This is a genomic window from Bacillus sp. JZ39 (genome assembly GCF_053903145.1).
The window spans coordinates 1,883,905-1,907,158 of sequence record NZ_CP096389.1 but is presented as its reverse complement, the minus strand read 5'-3'; the positions used below and the strand labels follow the sequence as shown (position 1 = coordinate 1,907,158).

At 40.8% G+C, this 23,254-nt stretch carries 31 protein-coding genes; 9 read left to right on the top strand and 22 right to left on the bottom strand.

Translation table 11 applies throughout. The annotated features are described in order from the left end of the window. Positions 1 to 11: 11 nt before the first annotated feature. The 3 genes from parC to M1D65_RS09670 form a co-directional block, all read right to left on the bottom strand. Entirely contained in the window at positions 12 to 2,432 is a 2,421-nt protein-coding gene (gene parC, locus M1D65_RS09680) for a DNA topoisomerase IV subunit A (protein WP_014479945.1), read from the bottom strand. Between the two features lie 3 nt (positions 2,433 to 2,435). Continuing rightward, entirely contained in the window at positions 2,436 to 4,403 is a 1,968-nt protein-coding gene (gene parE, locus M1D65_RS09675) for a DNA topoisomerase IV subunit B (RefSeq protein WP_014479944.1), read from the bottom strand. Positions 4,404 to 4,801: 398 nt separating this feature from the next. Further along, positions 4,802 to 5,209, bottom strand: coding sequence for a CoA-binding protein (locus M1D65_RS09670; protein ID WP_003245606.1), 408 nt, complete (start codon positions 5,207 to 5,209; stop codon positions 4,802 to 4,804). A gap of 169 nt (positions 5,210 to 5,378) precedes the next feature. Here M1D65_RS09670 and plsY point away from each other — a divergent pair, with 169 nt between their 5' ends. Together plsY and M1D65_RS09660 are read left to right on the top strand one after the other, a co-directional pair. Then, on the top strand, positions 5,379 to 5,960 hold the full coding sequence (gene plsY, locus M1D65_RS09665) for a glycerol-3-phosphate 1-O-acyltransferase PlsY (RefSeq protein WP_003231560.1): 582 nt from the start codon (positions 5,379 to 5,381) through the stop codon (positions 5,958 to 5,960). Positions 5,961 to 6,047: 87 nt separating this feature from the next. Next, on the top strand, positions 6,048 to 6,335 hold the full coding sequence (locus tag M1D65_RS09660; protein ID WP_003231562.1) for a HesB/YadR/YfhF family protein: 288 nt from the start codon (positions 6,048 to 6,050) through the stop codon (positions 6,333 to 6,335). A gap of 30 nt (positions 6,336 to 6,365) precedes the next feature. Here the strand turns inward: M1D65_RS09660 and M1D65_RS09655 are convergent, their stop codons facing one another. The 7 genes from M1D65_RS09655 to acnA all read right to left on the bottom strand — a co-directional run bounded on the left by M1D65_RS09655 (position 6,366) and on the right by acnA (position 11,200). Next, positions 6,366 to 6,665, bottom strand: coding sequence for a hypothetical protein (locus tag M1D65_RS09655; RefSeq protein WP_024571429.1), 300 nt, complete (start codon positions 6,663 to 6,665; stop codon positions 6,366 to 6,368). A 15-nt stretch (positions 6,666 to 6,680) separates the two neighbouring features. Next, a complete protein-coding gene (locus M1D65_RS09650) occupies positions 6,681 to 7,097 on the bottom strand; it encodes a YbgC/FadM family acyl-CoA thioesterase (protein WP_017696516.1) in 417 nt (138 codons plus the stop codon). 84 nt (positions 7,098 to 7,181) lie between these two features. After that, entirely contained in the window at positions 7,182 to 7,433 is a 252-nt protein-coding gene (gene tlp / locus M1D65_RS09645) for a small acid-soluble spore protein Tlp (protein WP_003231568.1), read from the bottom strand. 36 nt (positions 7,434 to 7,469) lie between these two features. Next, positions 7,470 to 7,616 (bottom strand): acid-soluble spore protein SspN, encoded by a 147-nt coding sequence (sspN, locus tag M1D65_RS09640; RefSeq protein ID WP_003231569.1) that lies wholly within the window; start codon positions 7,614 to 7,616, stop codon positions 7,470 to 7,472. A gap of 64 nt (positions 7,617 to 7,680) precedes the next feature. Beyond that, positions 7,681 to 7,806 carry an FbpB family small basic protein gene (locus M1D65_RS09635; RefSeq protein ID WP_041851057.1) on the bottom strand — a complete coding sequence of 42 codons (126 nt, stop codon included), beginning with the start codon at positions 7,804 to 7,806 and terminating at the stop codon, positions 7,681 to 7,683. 80 nt (positions 7,807 to 7,886) lie between these two features. Then, the gene (locus M1D65_RS09630; RefSeq protein WP_041850783.1) at positions 7,887 to 8,399 is read right to left on the bottom strand and encodes a redoxin domain-containing protein; all 513 of its coding nucleotides are present in this window, start codon (positions 8,397 to 8,399) and stop codon (positions 7,887 to 7,889) included. Between the two features lie 71 nt (positions 8,400 to 8,470). Further along, a complete protein-coding gene (gene acnA / locus M1D65_RS09625) occupies positions 8,471 to 11,200 on the bottom strand; it encodes an aconitate hydratase AcnA (protein WP_021479772.1) in 2,730 nt (909 codons plus the stop codon). 227 nt (positions 11,201 to 11,427) lie between these two features. Between acnA and sspO the strand changes: the two genes are divergently transcribed. From sspO to yneK, 4 genes are all read left to right on the top strand, one after another. Then, entirely contained in the window at positions 11,428 to 11,574 is a 147-nt protein-coding gene (gene sspO / locus M1D65_RS09620) for an acid-soluble spore protein SspO (protein ID WP_003244839.1), read from the top strand. A 31-nt stretch (positions 11,575 to 11,605) separates the two neighbouring features. Further along, positions 11,606 to 11,752, top strand: a complete 147-nt coding sequence (locus M1D65_RS09615; protein WP_003221237.1) for a small acid-soluble spore protein P — start codon at positions 11,606 to 11,608, stop codon at positions 11,750 to 11,752. A 79-nt stretch (positions 11,753 to 11,831) separates the two neighbouring features. Beyond that, entirely contained in the window at positions 11,832 to 12,224 is a 393-nt protein-coding gene (cotM, locus tag M1D65_RS09610; protein WP_072174018.1) for an outer spore coat protein CotM, read from the top strand. A gap of 234 nt (positions 12,225 to 12,458) precedes the next feature. Continuing rightward, positions 12,459 to 12,887, top strand: coding sequence for a DynA interaction protein YneK (gene yneK, locus M1D65_RS09605; RefSeq protein WP_003231580.1), 429 nt, complete (start codon positions 12,459 to 12,461; stop codon positions 12,885 to 12,887). Between the two features lie 30 nt (positions 12,888 to 12,917). Here the strand turns inward: yneK and M1D65_RS09600 are convergent, their stop codons facing one another. The 3 genes from M1D65_RS09600 to ccdA all read right to left on the bottom strand — a co-directional run bounded on the left by M1D65_RS09600 (position 12,918) and on the right by ccdA (position 14,646). Continuing rightward, positions 12,918 to 13,409, bottom strand: coding sequence for a CcdC family protein (locus tag M1D65_RS09600; RefSeq protein ID WP_072174017.1), 492 nt, complete (start codon positions 13,407 to 13,409; stop codon positions 12,918 to 12,920). 78 nt (positions 13,410 to 13,487) lie between these two features. Continuing rightward, positions 13,488 to 13,850, bottom strand: a complete 363-nt coding sequence (locus M1D65_RS09595) for a response regulator (protein WP_014476939.1) — start codon at positions 13,848 to 13,850, stop codon at positions 13,488 to 13,490. 88 nt (positions 13,851 to 13,938) lie between these two features. Beyond that, positions 13,939 to 14,646: a cytochrome c-type biogenesis protein CcdA gene (gene ccdA, locus M1D65_RS09590; RefSeq protein WP_015383767.1), complete on the bottom strand. Its 708-nt coding sequence runs from the start codon at positions 14,644 to 14,646 to the stop codon at positions 13,939 to 13,941. A gap of 219 nt (positions 14,647 to 14,865) precedes the next feature. On the opposite strand from ccdA, the gene ynzD reads away from it, so the two are divergent. Beyond that, complete coding sequence (gene ynzD, locus M1D65_RS09585; protein ID WP_010886518.1) at positions 14,866 to 15,039, top strand: aspartyl-phosphate phosphatase YnzD; 174 nt, start codon at positions 14,866 to 14,868, stop codon at positions 15,037 to 15,039. A 73-nt stretch (positions 15,040 to 15,112) separates the two neighbouring features. Here ynzD and M1D65_RS09580 read toward each other — a convergent pair whose 3' ends face one another. The 6 genes from M1D65_RS09580 to yneA form a co-directional block, all read right to left on the bottom strand. Then, complete coding sequence (locus M1D65_RS09580; RefSeq protein WP_003221221.1) at positions 15,113 to 15,331, bottom strand: YneF family protein; 219 nt, start codon at positions 15,329 to 15,331, stop codon at positions 15,113 to 15,115. A gap of 85 nt (positions 15,332 to 15,416) precedes the next feature. Continuing rightward, positions 15,417 to 15,863, bottom strand: coding sequence for a sporulation inhibitor of replication protein SirA (gene sirA, locus M1D65_RS09575; protein ID WP_003231591.1), 447 nt, complete (start codon positions 15,861 to 15,863; stop codon positions 15,417 to 15,419). 152 nt (positions 15,864 to 16,015) lie between these two features. After that, positions 16,016 to 18,019, bottom strand: a complete 2,004-nt coding sequence (gene tkt / locus M1D65_RS09570; protein ID WP_003231593.1) for a transketolase — start codon at positions 18,017 to 18,019, stop codon at positions 16,016 to 16,018. A gap of 168 nt (positions 18,020 to 18,187) precedes the next feature. Continuing rightward, positions 18,188 to 18,421, bottom strand: coding sequence for a DUF896 domain-containing protein (locus M1D65_RS09565; protein ID WP_024573193.1), 234 nt, complete (start codon positions 18,419 to 18,421; stop codon positions 18,188 to 18,190). A 63-nt stretch (positions 18,422 to 18,484) separates the two neighbouring features. Further along, positions 18,485 to 19,138: a YneB family resolvase-like protein gene (locus tag M1D65_RS09560; RefSeq protein ID WP_003231596.1), complete on the bottom strand. Its 654-nt coding sequence runs from the start codon at positions 19,136 to 19,138 to the stop codon at positions 18,485 to 18,487. An 18-nt stretch (positions 19,139 to 19,156) separates the two neighbouring features. Beyond that, positions 19,157 to 19,474: a cell division suppressor protein YneA gene (yneA, locus tag M1D65_RS09555; RefSeq protein ID WP_339248399.1), complete on the bottom strand. Its 318-nt coding sequence runs from the start codon at positions 19,472 to 19,474 to the stop codon at positions 19,157 to 19,159. Positions 19,475 to 19,623: 149 nt separating this feature from the next. Here yneA and lexA point away from each other — a divergent pair, with 149 nt between their 5' ends. Continuing rightward, entirely contained in the window at positions 19,624 to 20,241 is a 618-nt protein-coding gene (gene lexA / locus M1D65_RS09550) for a transcriptional repressor LexA (protein ID WP_003238209.1), read from the top strand. A 538-nt stretch (positions 20,242 to 20,779) separates the two neighbouring features. Here the strand turns inward: lexA and fosB are convergent. Then, positions 20,780 to 21,214, bottom strand: a complete 435-nt coding sequence (fosB, locus tag M1D65_RS09545; protein WP_456270854.1) for a metallothiol transferase FosB — start codon at positions 21,212 to 21,214, stop codon at positions 20,780 to 20,782. Between the two features lie 208 nt (positions 21,215 to 21,422). Between fosB and M1D65_RS09540 the strand changes: the two genes are divergently transcribed. Next, complete coding sequence (locus M1D65_RS09540; RefSeq protein ID WP_003245454.1) at positions 21,423 to 21,872, top strand: YndM family protein; 450 nt, start codon at positions 21,423 to 21,425, stop codon at positions 21,870 to 21,872. A gap of 26 nt (positions 21,873 to 21,898) precedes the next feature. Here M1D65_RS09540 and pghL read toward each other — a convergent pair whose 3' ends face one another. Both pghL and M1D65_RS09530 read right to left on the bottom strand, forming a co-directional pair. Beyond that, positions 21,899 to 22,657: a gamma-polyglutamate hydrolase PghL gene (gene pghL, locus M1D65_RS09535; RefSeq protein WP_456270853.1), complete on the bottom strand. Its 759-nt coding sequence runs from the start codon at positions 22,655 to 22,657 to the stop codon at positions 21,899 to 21,901. 223 nt (positions 22,658 to 22,880) lie between these two features. After that, entirely contained in the window at positions 22,881 to 23,195 is a 315-nt protein-coding gene (locus tag M1D65_RS09530; protein WP_166668905.1) for a hypothetical protein, read from the bottom strand. Positions 23,196 to 23,254 lie beyond the last annotated feature (59 nt).

Genomic DNA, 23,254 nt, shown 5'->3' with positions numbered 1-23,254 from the left:
CGGGTTTTTTATTATTGTTCTGTATGAAGGCGCCAAACAGCTGTAACCTTACCTGATTCCTCTTCATCAAAAAAGAAAGAGCCATTGCTGTATCTGTCGTTTGTCCGCAACTCTTTTGCCTGCAGTTCTTTTCTGTCGCCTTTTTCTGTTTCTGCCATTAGTCGCTGTTCAAGACCGCAAGCGAACAGTGCTACAACTCGGTGAGGATTCTTTTTCAGTTCCCTTAGCATTACGACACCGCGTTTTGCGCGGGATGTCTTCTCGAACTCAGAAAGACTCATGCGTTTTACCGCTCCCCGCTGTGTGAACAAGACAATTGAATCAGATTGTTGAAGGATCTCACCGGAGACAACAAAGTCATCCTCTTTTAAGTTAATCCCTTTGACACCTGCCGCACGCGCGCCAACTACATTCACTTCGTCTTCTCCAAACCATAGACCGTACCCTAAGTGAGTGGCCATAAAGATCTGGCTTTCCCCATTTGTTACATGTACATCAATCAGTTCATCTTCACCCTTCAGATTTAAGGCCACAAGCGCCTTAGAATAACGCTGTGCTTTATAATGGGTGAGCTCTGTCTTTTTCACCATCCCGTTTTTCGTAAAGAATAGAAGATATGCCGACGGATCAAATTCTTTTATCGGTATGGCCTTTACAATCGTTTCATCACGGTCAATAGTGATCAGATTTGAAAAATGCTGGCCCATGTCCTTCCATCTGATATCAGGCAGCTGGTGAACAGGACAATAGATGTAGCTTCCTTTGTTCGTAAAGAGCAGCAGCACGTCTGTCGTATTCATTTCAAACTGATGCAGCATCCTGTCCGTATCTTTCATTCCGAAGTCCTGTCCGTTGGAAGCGGCAAATGAGCGCTGGCTCGTCCGTTTTAGGTAACCATCCTTCGTAACGGTTACATATACATCCTCAGATGCAACCATGACTTCTAGATTGATTTTAATTTCTTCAATTTTTTCTTCAATCACGGAGCGTCTCGTATCTGCATATTTCTTTTTCAGTGCTTTTAAGCTGTTTGTAATCACTTTTAGCAGTTTTTTATCATTGCTCAGAATAGATTCGAGCTCTTCAATTTTTTTACCGAGCTCTTCTGCCTCTTCCTTAAGCGCTGTGATATCGGTATTGGTTAAACGATATAGCTGCAATGATACGATGGCTTCAGCCTGAGGCTCTGTAAATTCATATTTGGCGATCAAATTGTTTTTAGCGTCACGTTTATCGCTAGAAGAACGGATTGTTGCAATCACTTCATCCAAAATAGACAAAGCTTTCATGAGCCCTTCTACGATATGATGTCTGTCTTTTGCTTTTTGAAGCTCGTAAACGGACCGGTTTGTGACAACTTCCTTTTGGTGTCCGATATATGCATCCAAAATAGACGGCAGGCTCATCAGCATCGGACGGCGGTTATGGATAGCCACCATATTGAAGTTATATGTGATCTGCAAATCAGTATTTTTATATAAGAAATTCAAAATGCCTTTGGCATCAGCTTCTTTTTTCAGTTCAATGACAACTCTCAGCCCTGTTCGATCCGTTTCATCACGAACCTCTGAGATGCCTTCAACCTTTTTATCAATACGGAACTCGTCCATTTTTTTTACAAGGTTTGCTTTATTTACTTCAAATGGAATTTCAGTAATGACAATTTGTTCTCGTCCGCCTCTGATTGTTTCAATTTCAGCCTTTCCGCGGATAATGATTTTTCCTTTTCCGGTTTCGTAAGCTTTTCTTATCCCGTCAACGCCCTGAATAATACCGCCTGTCGGAAAATCAGGCCCTTTAATGACTTCCATGAGTTCATCAACAGAGCAAGATGGCATTTGAATACGCTTAATGACAGCATCAATGACTTCTCCCAGATGATGAGGGGGAATGTCGGTCGCGTATCCTGCTGAAATACCGGTAGATCCGTTGACCAATAGGTTAGGAAACATCGCCGGGAGTACGACAGGCTCCTTGCTTGTATCATCGAAGTTCGGCACAAATTCAACCGTGTTTTTGTCAATATCCCGAAGAAGTTCAGATGCTATCGGAGATAATCGTGCCTCTGTATAACGCATGGCTGCCGGGGGATCTCCGTCGATGCTTCCATTGTTTCCATGCATTTCGATTAACACATTACGAACTTTCCAATCCTGGCTCATCCGCACCATTGCTTCATAAACCGAGCTGTCACCGTGCGGATGATAGTTACCGATGACGTTACCGACCGTTTTGGCCGCTTTTCTGAAGTTTTTATCAAACGTATTTCCATCTGTATGCATTGCATACAGAATTCTGCGCTGTACCGGCTTTAATCCGTCTCTCGCATCGGGCAGCGCCCTGTCTTGAATAATATATTTACTGTAGCGTCCAAAACGGTCGCCGATCACCTCTTCTAATGGTAAATCATGAAATAATTCTGGCTGTGACAATCATTAAACCTCCTCAGCGACCGATAAGTTTTCATTTTCTAAAATATTGCTTTCTTCATCTAAGCCGAAAGCGACGTTTTTCTCAATCCACTTTCTGCGCGGCTCTACTTTGTCTCCCATTAACGTCGTCACACGTCTCTCTACACGTGCCGCATCGTCAATTTTGACCCTAACAAGTGTGCGGGACTCCGGATTCATCGTCGTTTCCCACAGCTGGTCTGCGTTCATCTCTCCAAGACCCTTATATCGTTGAATGGTATAGCCTTTGCCGACTTTTTTCAGGACATCACCCATCTCTTCATCAGACCATGCATATTCAATGATTTCCTTTTTCCCGCTTCCTTTACTGACCTTATATAAAGGTGGCAGCGCAATGAACACCTTGCCATGCTCAATGAGCGGTTTCATATAGCGATAGAAAAAGGTAAGAAGCAGCACTTGAATATGGGCGCCGTCAGTATCGGCATCGGTCATTATGATGATTTTGTCGTAGTTGATGTCATCGATTGAGAAATCTGCTCCGACTCCCCCGCCGATCGCATGAATGATCGTATTGATCTCTTCATTTTTAAAGATATCAGCAAGCTTAGCTTTTTCTGTATTAATAACTTTACCGCGTAAAGGCAGAACCGCTTGGAATCTGCGGTCTCTTCCCTGTTTGGCTGACCCGCCTGCTGAATCTCCCTCAACGAGATACAATTCATTTTTTGCCGGGTTTCTTGAACCCGCAGGCGTCAGCTTTCCGCTTAAAGTCGCTTCTGATTTTTTTCGTTTTTTGCCGCTTCTTGCTTCTTCACGGGCTTTGCGTGCCGCTTCGCGCGCCTGACTCGCCTTGATTGCTTTTTTGACAAGAAGCGTTGCGGTGTCCCGATTTTCCTCTAAAAAGTAAGCAAGCTGCTCTGAAACAATCGCATCAACCGCTGATCTTGCTTCACTGGTACCGAGCTTTCCTTTTGTTTGTCCCTCAAATTGAAGAAGCTCCTCAGGAATGCGGACAGAAATAATGGCTGAAAGCCCTTCCCTTATATCGGTGCCTTCAAGGTTCTTATCCTTTTCTTTCAGCAAAGCCACTTTTCGTGCATATTCATTAAAAGCACGCGTCATCGCAGTTTTTGCACCTGACTCATGCGTCCCGCCGTCTTTTGTTCTGACATTGTTGACAAACGACAAAATATTTTCAGAATAACCATCGTTAAACTGGAACGCAAAGTCCACTTCTATAGAATGATGCTCACCCTCAAACGAGACCACTTCAGACAAGACGTCTTTTTCTTCATTTAAATAAGCAACAAACGCTTCTATGCCGTTTTCATAATAAAAGACCTCATGCTGGTCATTGCGTTCATCAATCAGCTCAATTTTCAATCCTTTTAACAAAAACGCAGACTCTCTTAAGCGCTCAGAGAGCGTTTCAAAATTATAAGTGGTTGTGCTGAACATCGTTGGATCTGGCTTAAAGTGTGTAAGAGTTCCCGTCTTTTTTGTTTTGCCGATCTTTTCGAGAGATGTAACCGGTTTTCCTCCATTTTCAAATCGCTGCTGATAGACAAAACCGTCCCGCTCAATGGTAACCGTCAGCCATTCAGATAAAGCATTCACGACTGATGCACCAACTCCGTGGAGCCCGCCGCTTGTCTTATAGCCGCCTTGGCCGAATTTTCCTCCGGCATGAAGCACCGTTAAAATCACTTCAGGGGTTGGTTTGCCGAGCTTATGCATTCCGGTCGGCATGCCGCGGCCTCTATCCTGTACAGAAATACTATTGTCTTTATGTATTTTGACGATTATGTGATCTCCATGGCCGGCAAGCACCTCGTCGACAGAGTTATCTACAATTTCATAAACCAAGTGGTGCAAACCTCGCGCGTCAGTAGAGCCAATATACATACCCGGCCTTTTCCTGACAGCCTCAAGGCCTTCGAGCACCTGTATGGCATCTTCGTTGTAATCAAATTGCTGTTTTCTAGCCAAACGTACAAACCCCTTTCAAAAACTAACATTGTCTTTCTCTTTTTCAGTGTTACACATCATTTGTATATAAGATATTTTTTATAAACCTCGCCTCGAGCCAGTACTGCCTTGGACTCCTCATTATAACCAATATGTTTGCAATCGCAACATAGAGCTAACGAATCAGTTCTTCTCAAAACATCGGCTAGTGCTGTATTTACACTATGAGAACGTATGTTTGTTTATTATATATAAAGCAGCAGACCTTCGCAAATCGAACGGCCAAACCCAGCTGGACAAGGTATTCAAAAAAAGCTGTTCAAGCTTTATTGTATCTGTTTCACCGTAATACGCAAACAATATCTTAAAATTAAAAAGCAAAAATCCTTGAATTTACAAGGATTTTTGCAGTTCTGCACCTATTTTGTTACAGCGTGTGCCACTTTTATGCACAGATCCATGATAACCGTTCTGCCTTTTTCTTTTAGCATCTGGTATGCTTCCTCATTAACTAGCCCTTGCTGTGCCCAAAATACTGGCGCATCTGTCTCTAAAAACTCTTCCGCCACTCCAGGAAGCTGTTCTGAGCGCCGGAATACATTTACGATGTCAATCGGACCGTCAATCTCTTTTAAAGATGAAACGGCTTTGACACCTAGCGCCTCATCAATTGTCGGGTTCACAGGGATAATTTCATAACCCGCGTCCTGCATTGCTTTTGAAACCATATGTGACGTTCTATCCGGACGGTCTGAAAGCCCTACTACGGCTATACGTTTGCTTCTTTGAAGAATCTCTTTAATTTCCGCTTTAGAAGGGTTTTGCATCGTATGTCACTCCTTTTCCACTTATTTTACACGATCAAAACAGGAGAAATCAAAATATGATGCATGTTTGATTGGATTTGTAAGCAAACTTTACAAAAAAACTTATCATCAGATCATGACATCTCATGTTAAAATAAAAAGAAGGGAATTTGAAAAAGGAGAAATGTAGATGTTAATTGCTTTATTGATTATTTTGGCCTACTTGATAGGCAGCATTCCATCTGGCTTAATTGTGGGCAAGCTTGCCAAGGGAATTGATATTCGGGAGCACGGAAGCGGCAACTTAGGCGCTACCAATGCATTCCGTACATTGGGTGTAAAAGCTGGTTCGGTTGTCATAGCCGGAGATATTTTGAAAGGGACACTGGCAACTGCATTGCCTTTTCTCATGCATGTTGATATTCACCCGCTTCTTGCAGGAGTCTTTGCTGTTTTAGGCCACGTGTTTCCCATCTTCGCCAAATTTAAAGGCGGTAAAGCCGTGGCGACATCAGGAGGCGTTTTGCTGTTTTACGCACCCCTGTTATTTATCACGATGGTTGCGGTATTCTTCATCTTTTTATACTTGACTAAATTTGTTTCTCTCTCATCGATGTTAACAGGGATCTATACTGTTATATATAGTTTCTTTGTCCATGATACGTATTTATTGATTGTCGTTACCCTGCTCACTATTTTTGTCATATACAGACACCGAGCGAACATTAAACGAATTATCAATAAAACAGAACCTAAAGTAAAATGGTTATAAGCTTAAAAAACTTCTCTTTTGACACAGAATAGCCTAATACGTTTATAATAGAGAAAATTCAAATGAAGAACAAAGGGGTGTTCTGTTATGAATATGACAATTAACGAAGACGCATTGAACTGGTATAAAGAAGAACTCGATTTGGAAAGCGGAGACCAGGTTCGCTTTTTCGTGCGCTATGGAGGCTGCAGCAACGTTCAAAAGGGTTTTTCTCTCGGTGTAGCGAAAGATGCCCCACAAGAGGCTGGAGTCACTGCAGAAGCTGACGGCATTACCTTCTTTATTGAAGAAAGTGATTTATGGTACTTTGATAACCACGACCTTCTCGTCAGCTATTCAGAAGACGCTGATGAACCGGTTTTTGAATACCAATAAAAAAGAACGCACATCATGTGCGTTCTTTTTTTACAAATGAAATCGTATAAGATGATCGGTTAGGTTTTCTTGTTCCAAAATATATTTTTGTGTTTCACCCAGCAGATCAAAGTGAGGAAATTCACTTTTCTTATGGATCCATTCTTTTTTTAACCCGTACGCCGCTCCCCACTGAACCAGCTTATCAATGTCTGCACAGCCGGCTTTTGTCACAGTCCTTGCTTCTGGAAATCGGTCATCCAGCCAGTAATGTGTTAAAAATGCGATTTCTCCTCTTTTCACTGCTTGTTTCCACCGGTTAAGTTCCTCCCGTTTCACACCAAACGCCATATCCCGTTCACTTCCCTATTTTTTGGCCTTTTCATATGCTGTGTGCCAATCAGGAAAAGCTTTGCGGAATTGAATTGGCTTAAAGCTTTCTTTATCCACACAAATATGAGATGAGGTGGCTTTGATGGAAAGCTCACCGGCCGGATTATAAATGTGATAACCATAGACGGTTTTAAAGCCGTTATATTCCTCTATCCATGTATGTACAACCGCGGTTTCTCCGTAATGAAGCGGCTTTTTATAGGAAATGTTGATATCAACGACTGGGGACAGAACGCCTCTTTTTTCCATATCACTATATAAAAAGCCTAAGTCCTTAATTAAGGCCGTTCTGCCGACCTCCATCCACACAAGATAATTTGCGTGATAGACAATTCCCATTTGATCTGTTTCTGCATAACGCACTTCTATTTCTTTTTTTGATACATGCAAGATTACTCTGCTCCCTTAACGTCAATTTAGCCCCATTTTACCATAATCAAATCAGAAAGAAAAAAACCAGGTTTCCCTGGTTTTTTAAGAACGGTATCCGTTCTGTCTCGCTGCAGATTCGTCCTGTATTTCATTACGAAACGCTTCAATGCTCTGTTCGCGTCTTGCATTTTTTTCTTTGATACGCTGTTTATCTTCTCCTGAAGCAAACTCCATTGATGCTTCTGCTTCTTCTATATTTTCAATTGTATTTTGAACCATATCCTGCAATTTTTCCACATTGTCAGAGCGATCATCAGGATTAGGCTGCTGATATTGATTTTGGTTCTTTGTCATTCGGATGTACCTCCTAGAAATAAACTCGATTTTTCGCTACTCGCCTTTTGTCTGCATGATGATCGGCCGCTGACCTGAAGTATCATGCATTTTTTCCCCTTTATTGGCTTTATATTTTACAGGCTTTGTACCCAAGTGGCTTGGAGCATATTGAGGCTGACCGTTTTTCTTGTTGTTTCCCATGTTTATCCCTCCTCAACAGATAGGTTTCTCAAAAGGAGGGGTAAACATGAATACAAATTAAAGGTTATTTTTGCTTAAATCGCTGTTCAAGCTTTTCCTCAAGCTGATTTAAAAACTCTGTATTGGTCATCAGCTCTTTTTTGTTTTCCATGACGAGCTCATGAAAAGAACGTTTTCTCATCTTCTTCACGCTTTTCACCTCCGCATATTCTTTTATTTTTTCCAATTCTGAAAACTTGTAAGCATATCTGAGCATAAAAAAAACTGAATCTAATCAAGATCCAGTTTTTGTTCCATTTCTTTTTTTGTCATGGTGCCAACGTGTATGTCTTGGATAACACCTTTTTCATCTAAGATATATGTCGTTGGATATGACATCACGTTATAGTCAGCATTGATCCCTTTTTTATCAATCAGAATTGGGAACGTTAAATCATACGTATCAGCAAACGCTCGGACCTGTTTCTCACTTTTCTCAGCTGAAGTGAAATTTACCGCAACAACCGCAAGTTTGTCGGCGTATTCTTTTTGCAACTTTTCCATCGCAGGCATTTCCTGACGGCACGGCTTACACCAAGTTGCCCAAAAATTGAGCAGCACTTTTTTGCCTTTTGCATCCTGTAAAGAGCTTTTCTCTCCTGACAGCGTTTTCAAAGAAAAATCAGGTGCTTGTTTCCCCACTTGAATTCCGACTTCTTTTTTGCTGTATGTTTGATATAAATTCCATCCCGTATAACCGGCAAGCATGATAAGCAGGATCCCTGCGAGCCATTTTTTCAGCATATGCCACCTCCGCAGCACATTGTGTCATAAAAAGAAGAGAAAGCGAAATGCCTTCTCTTCCTATTGATTCATCAGGACTGCTTCATTTTTTCACGAAGCACCATTTGAAGGATGCCGCCATGGCGGTAGTAATCAATTTCAACTTCACTATCAAAGCGGACGACTGCTTCAAAAGTTGTTACATTGCCGTCTTCATTGATTGCTCTTACAGTCACAAGGTCACGAGGACGAACCGTTTCATCAACATCTACCTCAATGACTTCTTTACCCGTTAAGCCGAGTGTATCCGCATTTTCACCTTGTTTAAACTGAAGCGGCAGCACACCCATGAATACAAGGTTGCTTCTGTGAATTCTTTCGAAGCTCTCTGCAATGACCGTTCTGATGCCGAGAAGGTTTGTTCCTTTTGCAGCCCAGTCACGTGAAGATCCCATACCATAGTCTTTTCCTGCTAATACAACAAGACCAGTTTTATCTTCTTTGTATTTCATGCACGCATCATAGATGGATGTTACTTCACCAGTCGGCCAGTACGTTGTAAATCCGCCTTCTGTACCCGGTGCAATTTGGTTTTTGATGCGAATGTTTGCAAATGTTCCTCTCATCATGACTTCATGGTTTCCGCGGCGGGACCCGTAGGAGTTAAAGTCACGAGGAGAAACACCTTTTTCTTGCAAGTACTTTCCGGCAGGCGTATCTTTTCCGATTGCCCCCGCAGGAGAAATATGGTCAGTTGTGACTGAATCGCCGAATTTACCGACAACACGCAAACCTTTTAATGGTTCAACCTTGCCTGGCTCAACAGACATTTCTTCGAAGAATGGCGGATTTTGAATGTAAGTTGACTCGCTATCCCATTTATATAAAGCTTCATCTGTTGTTTCAATTTCGTTCCAGCGCTTGTTGTCATCAAATACTGTTTCATACTCTTTGCGGAATAGCTCTGGCGTAACAGTTTGCTTAACAAGTGCATTGATTTCGTCCATTGACGGCCAAATATCATTAAAGTATACGTTTTGACCATCCTTGCCCACACCAATTGGATCGGTTTTCAAGTTAATGTTTACCGTTCCAGCCAGCGCATATGCCACAACAAGCGGCGGTGAAGCAAGATAGTTGCCTTTAACAAGCGGGTGAATACGTCCTTCAAAGTTACGGTTTCCGGAAAGGACAGACGTAATCAGAAGATCATTTTTCGCAACCGCTTCTTCAATTTCCGGTGAAAGCGGACCTGAGTTCCCGATACATGTTGTACAGCCGTACCCAACGAGGTTAAAGCCAAGCTCTTTCATGTATGGAAGAAGGCCTGAATTCACAAGATATCCTGTAACAACTTTAGAACCCGGTGCAAGTGACGTTTTCACGTAATTAGGCACCTTAAGCCCTAACTCAACCGCTTTTTTCGCTACCAGTCCGGCGCCGATCAGAACGTATGGGTTTGATGTATTTGTACAGCTTGTAATCGCAGCAATGGCGATCGCACCCGTTTTCATAACTGTTTCTTCACCGTTAAGGAGTTTAAACTTAATTTCTTTATTTTCTTCCTCAGCATTTAAACCGAATCCTTGGTTACCTGCAGGGCTGACTAAGTGCTTTTTAAACGTTTCCTGCATAGCAGATAGCGGGATCAAATCCTGAGGACGCTTTGGACCCGATAAGTTTGCTTCAATTTGAGACAGGTCAATTTCAACCACATCAGTAAATTGAGGGTCTTCCGCATCTGGAGTGTAGAACAAGCCATTGCTTCTGCAGTATGCTTCAACAACATCAATATGTTCAGGATCACGGCCAGTCAGGCGCAGGTAGTTAAGCGCTTCTTCATCTACTGGGAAGAATCCGCATGTAGCACCGTATTCCGGAGCCATATTCGCAATTGTTGCGCGATCTGCAAGCGGCAGTTCAGCAATTCCCGGTCCAAAGAATTCAACAAATTTACCGACAACGCCTTTTTCACGCAGCACTTGTGTTACTTTTAACGCCAAGTCAGTAGCTGTTGTTCCGTTTGGAAGCTTGCCGACAAGTTTCGCACCGATTACCTCTGGAACTGGGAAGTAAGAAGGCTGTCCAAGCATTCCCGCTTCAGCTTCAATTCCACCGACACCCCAGCCGAGAACACCGATACCGTTAATCATTGTTGTGTGTGAGTCTGTTCCGACAAGCGTATCAGGATACGTTACAAGCTCGCCGTCTTCTTCAATGGCATGGACAACACTTGCCAAGAACTCAAGGTTAACCTGGTGCACAATACCTGTTGCAGGCGGCACTGCCTGATAATTGTTAAACGCTTTCTTTGCCCAGCTTAAAAATTTGTAGCGCTCTGCATTTCTTTCGAATTCCAAGTCCATATTTACTGCTAATGCATCTTCTGTACCCGCTTTATCTACCTGAACAGAGTGGTCGATAACGAGATCAACAGGAATTTCAGGGTTGATTTTATCAGGATCTCCGCCGACAGCTGCCATTGCTTTACGCAGTGAAGCCAGATCTACTACTGCCGGAACCCCTGTGAAGTCTTGTAAAATAACACGAGACGGTTTGAACGGAACGTCGATATCCTTTAATTCGGCAGTTCCCCATTTTGCCAAATTTTCCACGTGTTCTTTTTTGATAACGAAGCCGTCAACTTGACGCAATACTGATTCTAAAAGAACTTTGATGGAATAAGGAAGCTTCGAAACCTTTCCTATACCTGAATCTTCTAACGCTTTTAAAGAGTAGTAATGATATGTTTTCCCATTTGTAGTAAACGTTTTTCTCGCTTGGAAAACGTCTTTTGCTGCAGTTTTTTGCTCGTTTGCCATTCTCCAAAATCCCCCTTCAGATCAGATCATTCTCAGATGAACATTACATTCCATCACAATTTTCTCACAATTTCATATTAAAACAAAATCATACATAAGTAAATATCAATGTTTTTATTAAATACAATAAGTTCGACTTATGAGAAAAATGTACCGGTAATTTTTACTGTTTACGCTCTCTCATATAACACAATAAAAGGAGCCATATTATGATTGAGGTGATAATGATGGTCAAAAGAAAAGCGAATCACGTCATTAACGGAATGAATGACGCAAAAAGCCAAGGCAAAGGCGCCGGCTATATTGAAAACGACCAGCTTGTACTGACTGAAGCAGAACGCCAAAATAACAAAAAAAGAAAAACCAATCAATAACACCGAACTCTTTTAAGGAGGTTCTCATTTTATGACCAATAAGAATACAAGTAAAGATATGCATAAAAACGCCCCTAAAGGACACAATCCCGGCCAACCTGAGCCTCTAAGCGGAAGCAAAAAAGTAAAGAACCGAAACCATACAAGACAAAAGCACAACTCAAGCCATGATATGTAAGAAAAGCAGACCTTAGTGTCTGTTTTTTTATGCGTTCACCCATTATAATCCACCGCATATAATGTAAAGCAAGGTTGATATGTGGAGGAATGCTTCCATGGACCATTCAAAACGCAACGATGCAAATGATTTCGATAGTATGGATGAATGGCTTCGGCAATTTTTTGAAGACCCCTTCGCCTGGTACGACGAAACATTGCCTATTGATTTATATGAAACTAGTCAGCAGTATATTATAGAAGCGGATCTGACTTTTTTACAGCCTACACAAGTAACAGTTACCCTTTCTGGATGCGAGTTCATCTTAACTGTCAAATCGTCAGGACAGACTTTTGAAAAACAAATGATGCTTCCTTTTTATTTTAATGACAAAACCATTCAAGCCGAATGCGAAAATCAAATACTCACAGTCGCCGTCAATAAAGAAACAGAAGATGGCTCTTCTTTTTCTCTTCAATTTCCTCTCAGCTAAACATAAAAAGTCACTTTCATCCCCTATTATGAAAGTGACTTTTTTTTCCGTCCATTTATCGTCAAATACCCTCTAGTGACTCTCCCATGGCCAAATAGCAGATTCACTATACAATAGAATATGATCTACTATCTCTTTTGACTAGACGTCTATCACTTTTTTCTATTCTTTTTTTACTGTGTTCTTCTAATCTCTCTTCGTATACAATATGGTTAGAATAAGGGGGAATGATTGATGCTGGAAGGATGGTTTTTATGGTTTATTCTGTTTTGGGTGATCATGATGGTAGTCTTATTATCAATCGGCGGTTTTTTCATGTTTCGAAAGTTTTTAAAGCGTTTACCAAAAGAGGACGGCAGATCAGAGCTTGATTGGCAGGATTACTATATTGAAAACAGCAGACATTTATGGAACGATGAAAACAAACAGTTTCTAGATGAATTGACTGCGCCGGTGCCAGAACTGTTCAGAGATGCAGCAAAAGCTAAAATCGCAGGCAAAATCGGTGAGCTTGCATTAAAAGAAAAGGTAGCAAAGATTGATCAGCAACTTATGATCAAAGGCTATATTCTCGCAACTCCTAAAAGAGACCATACCTTCTTAAAAAGGCATCTGCGGGACAAAAAAATCGATTTGGAACCTTATCAGACCCTTCTCAAATAAAAAACCTTTCCTGACAAGAGGAAAGGTTTTTTAATTCATTTGAATATTAGCTGACTGCAGCTCGTTATGAAGTTTTCGATATGATAAATACATGGCGATTCTCCAAGGCACAATCATACCGAAAGCCAGAATCCAAAACATTCCGCTCAGTGCACCATAATCGATTGATGTGCTCAAGATGGATTTCATCACGATTCTGATCACCAAAAGACCGACTAATATAAAAACAAATGCTTTAGAGCGTTTCATGTAAATTTCATTATTTTTAATTTCGAACTTAGAAGTTTTGATTAGAAAAATAGAGAAAATCACACCTAAAGTGAATGCTTCCAAAAACTCTGCACCAGTTACCCAAAATACCGGAAATAAAAACATTAACGCTCCCGTACTCATAAAAATCGGCGGAAGAATGATTTTTTTTGGTGAAACAGGCTTGTCAGAGGACTTTATTCTGACCACCATCACAGCTACAGCCATTAACACAGCAATAATCGATGAAACTATAATCATCATACTTATCATTCCTTTGTTTCTCGGAGTGTTGATACTATATACTATACTCCAAAACAATAAAAAAAACCATTTTGAAAAGAAATGACTTTAATGTCCCATAACGCGGCTTACAGCTTCCAGCACTTTTGTTTCCTCAAACGGCTTAACAATAAAATCCTTTGCCCCCAGCTCAATTGCTTCCGTTACAATTCTTTGCTGGCGCATGGCGGTGCACATGATGACCTTCGCTTTAGGATCAAAGGTTAAGATATCACGAAGCGCTTTTATGCCGTTTTTCACCGGCATTGTAATATCCATTGTCACAAGGTCCGGTCGCAGTTTTTTATACAGGTCCGCTGCTTGTTCACCGTCCGCCGCTTCGCCTGCGATTATGTAATTTGCATCTTCCAAGATCTCTCTGATTTTCACTCTCATGAACTTGGCGTCGTCTACAACTAAAACTCTTGTCATATTCCCCTCCAACAATCGATTTCCACAGATAATAGTCTTATTGTACCAAAAACAAAAGGATTAGTAGTAGTACGAAAGTAATTTACCGTCAAAAACCAGTAAAGCCTCCAAAAAGATCTGACAGCAAAATAATGATCAGGCTCATCCAATTAAAGAATAACAGCACACCAATCACAATCATCAAAACGCCGCCAGCTTTCATAATGAAAAGCTGGTTCTTCCTTATCCACTTCAGCTTTGTGATAAAAAAAGACAATAAAAGAAACGGTACCGCAAAACCGAGTACATATAACATCATGTATGGCACCGCTGAACCCGGATTGGTGCCTGCAAGTGTAATAACAGCACCTAATATCGGACCGGTACATGGTGTCCATCCAGCTGCAAATGCCATTCCGATTAAGACCGACCCTAAAAACCCGCTTGGTTTATGCTTAAAATGGATTCTCCGCTCTTTCATCATAGCCTCAGGCCGAAACACACCGAGTGTAATGAAACCGAACAAAATAATAAGCAACGCGCCAATTTGCCGAATCGCATCGTGATAATCCCTAAACAGGCTGCCAATAAAAGATGTTCCATAGCCTAAAGCAATAAAAATGACTGAAAAGCCAAGCAAAAAACACAAAGTATGAAACAGGCTTCTTTTCTGCAGCAGCAGCTTTTCTGTTTTTACATCGTCCATGCTGACCCCTGTAATATATGACAAAAAAGCTGGGTAAAGCGGCAGGCAGCAAGGCGAAATAAAGGATAAAAACCCCGCACCGAATGTCAAAAAATAATTCACGTCTCCCATGTCATCATCCCTTCATGATTTGACATTCCTTCAAGTTATGACAAAATCATTTCATTTTTTTAACACTTTCACTTGAAGGATTTCTATTTTCAGAAAAAACTTATATAATTTAATTTGACATTGAGACATTATACTCCTTCTCATTTGAAAATTAGTATAAATATGGATATAATATAAACATTCACTTTGAAGATCTAATGTATGAAAGGATACATCCCTGTGATTAGAGAGCATCTATTAAAAGAAATTGAAAAAAAAAGAGCAGAGTTGCTGCAAATTGTCATGGCGAACGGAATGACATCTCATATTACGATAGAGCTCAGTCAGGAGCTTGACCATCTTCTCATACAATATCAAAAGCAGCGCCTTCGAGCAGTAGCGGGTGATGAATGATTGCAAAATAAAAAACCCGTATAAGGGTTTTTTATTTTATAACCATGTTTCTCTATATCATAATCTTTACGTATTATTTCGTTTGATTATTCATGGCTTTCATCATTTGATTGATTTTCTTCTGAGAAGGTTTCATTCCCATTTGCATCATCATCATGCGTAACATTTGTTCATTAATAGGCGGATTCTTTTTCAGGTAGCTCATCATATATTTACGAGCAATAAAAAACCCGAGTGCAACACCTATGAGCAATGCAACAACGCCCACTAGGATGCCAACCCATAAAGTCATTTTATTTCCTCCTTCATGTTGTCTAGTTTAAAGTGTACTAAACCAAAAGCTATTATACAACATTTACATCTCTTTTTCTTCGGTTTTAGACAAAATTTCTTTCTTTCACCGGATTTAGCCATCCGTAACGCTTCGAATTGAAATCCATTGCTAAAAAGCAAGGGCTTACTTTTCTTAACACTTCAAAGAATATCGTTTCTGCCTCGTAATCTCCCGAAGCCACAATTTCTATCATGTGCTCCTTCATCATAAACGTCGCGTGGCCTTTTGCTTTCGGCAAAGCTATTCTATAAATATAATCCAGCTGCCTGTAATCCGTCTTGTTTAAATTCATTTTTAACCGCTGATGCATATGTAAAATCGGGATTGGTTGTGTAATATATTGAATCTGTTTCTCTGTCATTTCATACTGCTGCTTTTCAAGGCTTGTCCAATGATAGTCTTGAAACAGCTCAAACATAACCGATTCCCGGCCGAAATAGTGATTGGCAAATTCCTCTTTGATCAGGTACGTATAGTAGTGACGTTCCATCTTTTCATCCCCTTTTCCAGCAGCATTTCATTTGCTCTCTATTATACAAAAGAAGAAAAGAAAGAATTGTCTATTACTGTTAAACAGCCAATACTATTTTTGTCGGATAAACAAGAAAAAGAGGATGATTTGACTCATCCTCTTTCAAAAGCTTACTTATTGATTAATGCCTTAACTCGATTCACTACGTTCGGAACTGAGAAGCCGTATTCGTTAATGATGGTTTCACCTGGAGCAGATGCACCGAATCGGTCTATGCCGAGAACGTCACCTTCAAGCCCCGTGTATTTGCCCCATCCAAATGATGAGCCCATTTCAATTGCAAGACGTTTTTTCACATCTGCAGGAAGGACTTCGTTTTTGTATTCATCAGATTGTTTCTCAAAACGATCCATTGAAGGCATGCTGACAACAGAAACATCGATATTTTCTTTTGCCAATTCAGCCTGCGCTTCAATTGCAAGACCTACCTCTGATCCGGAGGCGATGAGAAGAGCGTCAGGTGTTTCGTTTTTAGATTTAGAAACGACATATGCACCTTTTTCTACTCCTGCCAATGCTTCTTCAGATGTTTGATCGATGGTAGGAAGGTTTTGACGTGTAAGCACTAGCGCTGTTGGGTGGTCAGTGCTTTGCACTGCAAGCTTCCATGCTGCTGCTGTCTCATTGCCGTCTGCTGGACGGATCAAAGAAAGGTTAGGCATCGCACGGAGTGAAGCAAGCTGTTCAACAGGCTCGTGCGTCGGACCGTCTTCACCAACCGCAATACTGTCATGTGTGAAGACATATGTCACAGGAAGGCCCATTAACGCTGCAAGGCGAATCGCAGGACGCAGGTAATCAGAGAAGACAAAGAAAGTTCCGCCGAATACACGAAGACCGCCATGAAGCGCCATACCGTTTAAGGCTGCACCCATCGCAAATTCACGTACACCAAACCAGAAGTTTTTGCCTGAGTAATCAACCGCTGTAAAATCACCGGCATTTTTAATAGTCGTTTTGTTCGATCCCGCTAGGTCAGCAGAACCTCCGACAAAGAAAGGAATTTTTTTCGCAAGTCCGTTGAGAACTTCACCGGAAGATGCACGGGATGCCAAACTGCTTCCTTTTTCATACACAGGAACCTCTTGATCCCAGTCCTTCGGAAGCTCTCCTTTGATTGCCAGTTCAAGCTGTTCAGCAAGTTCAGGATAAACTTCTTTATATTTAGCGAATTGAGCATTCCATTCTTGTTCTTTTTTCTCACCTGATTCTTTAACAGCTGCAGCGAAATGCTCATAAACTTCTGACGGAACGTAGAAGTCTTCTTCATATGTCCACGCGTAAGCTTCTTTTGTTAATTTGCTTTCTTCTTTACCAAGCGGCGCACCGTGAACACCGGATGTACCGGCACGGTTAGGTGAACCGAATCCGATTGTCGTTTTCACTTCAATTAATGTAGGTTTCTTTTCATTTTGGCGTGCTTTTTCGATAGCCGCTGTTAATTCTTCAATATTGTTTCCATCCTCAACATAAAGAACTTCCCAATTCATTGCTTCAAAACGCTGTTTCACGTTTTCAGAGAATGAACGGTCGAGGTCTCCATCAAGAGAGATGTCATTAGAATCGTATAGTACGATCAGACGGCCAAGCTGAAGATGGCCTGCGAGTGAAGCGGCTTCAGAAGAAATACCTTCCATTAAATCACCATCACCGCAAATACTGTATGTATAATGATCGACTACGTTAAATGAATCGCGGTTGTATGTTTCCGCTAAATGGCGTTCAGCAATTGCCATACCGACTGCCATGGCAATTCCTTGGCCAAGCGGACCTGTTGTAGCATCAACACCGGCAGTATGTCCGAATTCCGGGTGTCCAGGTGTTTTGCTGCCCCACTGGCGGAATCCCTTAAGATCTTCAATACTAAGATCAAACCCGCTTAAATGAAGCATGCTGTATAATAGTGCTGACCCGTGTCCAGCAGATAAAACAAAACGATCACGGTTAAACCAGCCAGGGTTTGCCGGACTTACGTTCATAAATTTTGTCCACAGCGTGTATGCCATTGGAGCGGCTCCCATCGGCATCCCTGGGTGACCAGAATTTGCTTTTTCAATAGCGTCTATTGACAGTGTGCGAATGGTAGCAACTGATTTCTTTTCAATTGTATCCATAAAAATCCCCTTCCTTATGTGTTGTACCCTTACATCATAAATGTCTGACGACTTTTTCTCAACTGTTTCAGCTTAAATTTGAGAGAAACTTGTTGAATTTTGTCACATAAGAGTTTTGATTATAGTATATGCAAAAGAGGAATACGATATTGCCGTATTCCTCTTATATTAGTGAAGTTTGTTATTTCTTTTTTCTCTTTTTAGCTTTTCTGGTGTTACATCATTGCCTTCTGGGTCAATGATTTTCACGCTTTTTAACGTGTTCTTCATAGAAGAACGAAAACCTTTCAAGTACTCTTGACGGAGCTTTTGCTGTTCGGCTTTTTCTTCTTCTGTAATAACGCCAGCTTTAGCTTTGGCAGCAAGTTCATTAATTCTGGCAATTTTCGCGTTTGAAATCATGTTAAACTCCTTTATTGCATTTTGTCTATATAGTACTAGATCAAAAAAAGTTTTACAACTGATTCACTCTGCTGTCTCTTCATTCTCTATGTATTCCTGAAAACGCCGGTGAACGGTTGCTTTAGAGACATCATAGCCAAACCCTCTTAGGGTAGCCGCGATTTCAGCAAACGTCAGTTTATTCGCTCTCAGGCGGACGATCTCTGAGATTGGCACCTCTATTTTTTCTTTTCCACTGTTCCCATGTTGGTTTTTTAAGTTTTTTTGCGGTTTAAAACCGTTTTTTACTGCACGTTTCATTCCCCGTCTGATTTTCATGTTGTGAATCTTTCGCTGATACTCTTCCACAATGCTGACGATTTCCAAGACCATTGAGTCAGCCTCCGATAACTCCAGTTCACCTCTATGAGCCGTTGTATAGACTTTCACACCTTCTCTATAAATACAATGGAGCAGTGCGATTTTTGCGTTTCCCCGTCCGAGCCTTGTCTCATCCTGAACCAAAATGACATCAATATCAGCGTTCTTAATCTCATCAAGCAGCTCAAATACACCATCCCGATCCATTTCATATCCGCTGGCTTTTTCTGAAATCACTTTGACCACTTCCATGCCGTTCTCCGCTGCAATGGCCGTAAGCTCCTCCTCCTGCCGTTTTAATGACGTTTCCTGCTGTTCTTTATTTGTGCTTACACGGGCATAAATGAGTGCTTTCATTTTATCTCTCTTTCCTCTCTATCTTACAGTTGCTAATTCATATGCATCCTGATGCTTCTTTTTCAATGGGATCACTAACTCATCACCCGGCTGGATATCAGAGGTTTGAAGTTGATTTTTATCAGCTACCCATTCAATAAAATCATTTTTGTTTATCTTTTTTGTATCGGCTACCTGATCAGCAATTGACCAGAGTGTGTCGCCTTGCTGGACTTCTATTTTAACATACTGATTAAGCTCTTGGTCGCTGCTTGTATATGACAGCATAAGGATAACCGCGCTCAAAATCACTGTGAACAGACCGACAAAAATAATAGATTCTTTACTCATGATCATAACCTCCAACAGGAATGTTTGTTCGCATTTTTATAATTTCAGTATATACGAACAAACGTTTCTGTCAATTGTTTTTTCGAACCTATGTTTGTACTGTAAGGAAAATCATGCTATAATCTTCTTAAAATCGACGTTTTGAGGTGCGAAAAATGACGAAGCTATCAAAAAGGCAACTTGATATCCTCCGTTTTATTAAAGCAGAGGTTAAATCAAAAGGATATCCGCCTTCCGTGAGAGAGATCGGAGAGGCTGTCGGGCTTGCGTCCAGCTCTACTGTCCACGGCCATTTGGCCCGCTTGGAAACAAAAGGGCTGATCAGACGGGATCCGACAAAACCAAGAGCAATAGAAATTCTTGATGAAGAAGTAGACATTCCGCAAAGCCAGGTCGTTAATGTACCAGTCATCGGTAAAGTCACGGCGGGATCTCCTATTACTGCAGTAGAAAATATTGAAGAATATTTTCCGCTCCCTGACCGCATGGTTCCTCCAGACGAGCATGTATTTATGCTGGAGATTATGGGAGACAGTATGATAGATGCTGGTATTCTCGATAAGGACTATGTCATCGTTAAACAGCAAAACACAGCGAACAATGGGGAAATTGTAGTTGCGATGACAGAAGATGATGAAGCAACTGTAAAACGATTCTATAAAGAGGATACACACATTCGCTTGCAGCCTGAGAACCCAACGATGGAACCTATCATTTTGCAGAATGTCAGCATTCTAGGGAAAGTGATTGGCGTGTTCAGAACCGTCCATTAATCTATTGATCTATCAGATGCATGAAATAACCCCCTTTTCCTTTACGGAGAGGGGGTTTGTTGTTCAAAAAAAGCAGGCTCGCCCTGACTTTTGGGTGCGAGCCTGAATAGGAGGAAAAAGAACATCATGTTTACACCATAATTATCCACCAAACAATTGTTGAAGTCAAGAAATTTTCTTTCCTTCAGGAAACTTTTGTTCAAAATATGTACGTTTAGAATATTAGACGCTATCTTCTTAAAAACGTTTCATTTTTTAGGTCGTGGAAGGATGCGGTTTTATATTTATTAAAGGGCGAGGCAATTGATATAACTGAAAATTTAGTACATAGTTTAGGTAGTTCAACACTCTGTTAAAACAGCTTGCTTTCTTCATATAAAATGTAATATGTATTTCAATTTCACCTGCACCCAATCACTTGTGCAGTTCAAAAGATATGGCATCGTTGAACTAATCGGGTAGAAACCTTCCCCAAACATAAAGTCTCCACCAACACCCTTCTTTAAATTTAACCTTATATGAAATATGGTGTGTGATATCAAAAGGCCGTTTCATCATAAAAGTGCATATGGTTTTTTTCTTGTTTGTAATATCGAAGCCTGTCTAGAAGGGTTCCGGTATGAAATTCAAATTTGTGGCCGTCAGGGTCGGTAAAATAAATTGATTTTCGATCGCGTTCATCTCGTTCTCTGCCAGGCAGAATATTGACATGAAGTCTTTTTAATTTAGCTGATACCTCCTCAAATTCATGATCTTCAATTGTAAAAGCAATATGGGTATAAGAAAGCTTAATGTCATTTCTCGGGATGTCTGGTTCTTCATTAAGCGCTAGCCAGATGCCGTTCATGTCAAAATATGCAGTTGTTCTTCCCTTTACCAAAAGCTTTGCATCAAACACTTTTTGATAAAAATCAATCGATGTATCCAAATGCGAAACTGAAAATAACAAGTGATTGATTCCTTTTATCTCCACAAATCATTCCCCCCTTGAAAGCTGATCATCCACATATACGTCTTTTTTCATAAGAAAGTTTCATACTGCTGAAAAAAAATACCAGTGTAAACAAAAACGGACTGTTTAAAATAGTAACATGACCATTATGAATGGTTTTGAATTGCATTATTTATCATTTGTTTACGCCCAAGAATTTTCTTCAAAAAATAACAATTTAGGTGGTCAAATGAAACATATCATTGCGCTTGCTTCAAAGATTGCTTTCACTCTCGCCCTTTTATATGTGATTTTGGACAGAGTCTATCACGCATCCTTTTTAAGTGTGATGTTTATTGCACTTTTCTTAGGTTTTGTTTCCTATCTTTCTGGTGACATGCTCGTCTTACCCAGAACAAACAATATTACAGCTTCATTGGCTGACTTTGGCCTTTCATTCGTTATTCTTTGGGTATTTGTTTTAACCCAAACAAGAAACGATTTCTCACCATTTGGAGCAGCTCTCCTTTCCGCTGCCTGTCTTACTGTTTTTGAATACTTTTTTCATCGGTATTTACTGAAAAATGTGCTTGATGAAAATTTCCGAAATGAACTGTCAGCGAGAGATAACACGTTGCAGTATCAAACGGAAGCCGCGGACGAGCTATTTCCCGAAACGAAAGAGAAGCATAAGGAATAGGAGGCTGTCTTATCGCCTCCTATTTTTCAGTAGCTATTTTTGAGAAAACGGAACATCACTTCTGTAAACTTATAAAACCTCTCATTTTGAGTAACAGCTCTGCTTTTTAAAGAAAAGATGCCGAACAAAGACTTTCTAAAGCCTGTGCTCATTTCTATCTGGATACTTAAACCTGTTTTTGATTTATTTGCAATGTTATTCGGACTAACGCCCGCATGCGGATGGTCCGTATTGAGCAATACAGCAGGAAAACCGGCATGCTGCAATTTCTCAACTAAATCTGCCGCTCTTACGCGATCTGTACCGCCGACTTCGATCTGCTGATCTTCTTCTGCGTACCCGTGTAATGAAATGACATATTCATGATTTCCCGTCATTTTAAGGGCCCGAGGTTCATCAAAGTGCGTGCTCGTAATGTGCAGGACTGAGTTTCCTGCCGATTTTAAGCCTTCAAATAAATACATCGAGTACTCTTTGCTGAGCTCTCTCGCTACTTCACTTGTCCCGCCTTCAATACCTCCTCCGTGAATAGCTAAAACAAGAACAGGGCTTCCGGTTTCTTTCGTAACAATGTCGTAATCAGAAGGATCTTCATTGTTTTTTAATTCCTCAAAATTCTGATATACATCTTCAGCATAAATTGAAGAAATCGGAGCAAATACCATAAAAATAAACAATAATTTTACAATTTTAATAGTTGATGGAAAACGTTTGGCTATGTTACAATCAACATGCTTCAAGGAATGGAGCAAACGGCGGAGCAGGGATACTTTGGCCGGTTTCATCTACTCCGCCTCTAAGTCCAAATCAACAGGATGTAGGTCTCTTTGAGGCTTTAGCACGAATTCTCTTGTCCTCCTTGTTAAATTTTTGTTAAATTCACAATATTATATACCATTAGCCCGGGCGCTGTTCTTCTCATTTTTGAATTTATTAAAAGTAAGCTGGCACCACCTCCCCCATTTCCATACAAAACAAAAATGCACCTGCCCTTTGGCCTGTGCATTTTTATTTTCTCTTCATTCTTCGTTTTTTTACTTGATTTAATTTCATGATGTTTTTTTCAATTTTTCTTATGTTTCGCCTTTGCGGGATTGTTTTCATTTCATAATAAACAGAAATAAACCCGCTTAATGTCACTGCTGCAATATAAAGGGCGCGCTGTTTGATCATCCGGTCAGCGTGTCCATGATCATTCGCTTCTTTTTCCAGCCTTTCGATCACAGCTTTATCAAACAGCTGATCGACATACACTTGTTTCATTCCCACTGCAAACCCCGCAGCCAGCCAAAGAATCAGAAATAAACTGATATAAAACACCATAAACCCTTCCTTTCCTGTCTTGATGCGGCGCAGAATTTTTTTAAAACAGTTCATCTATT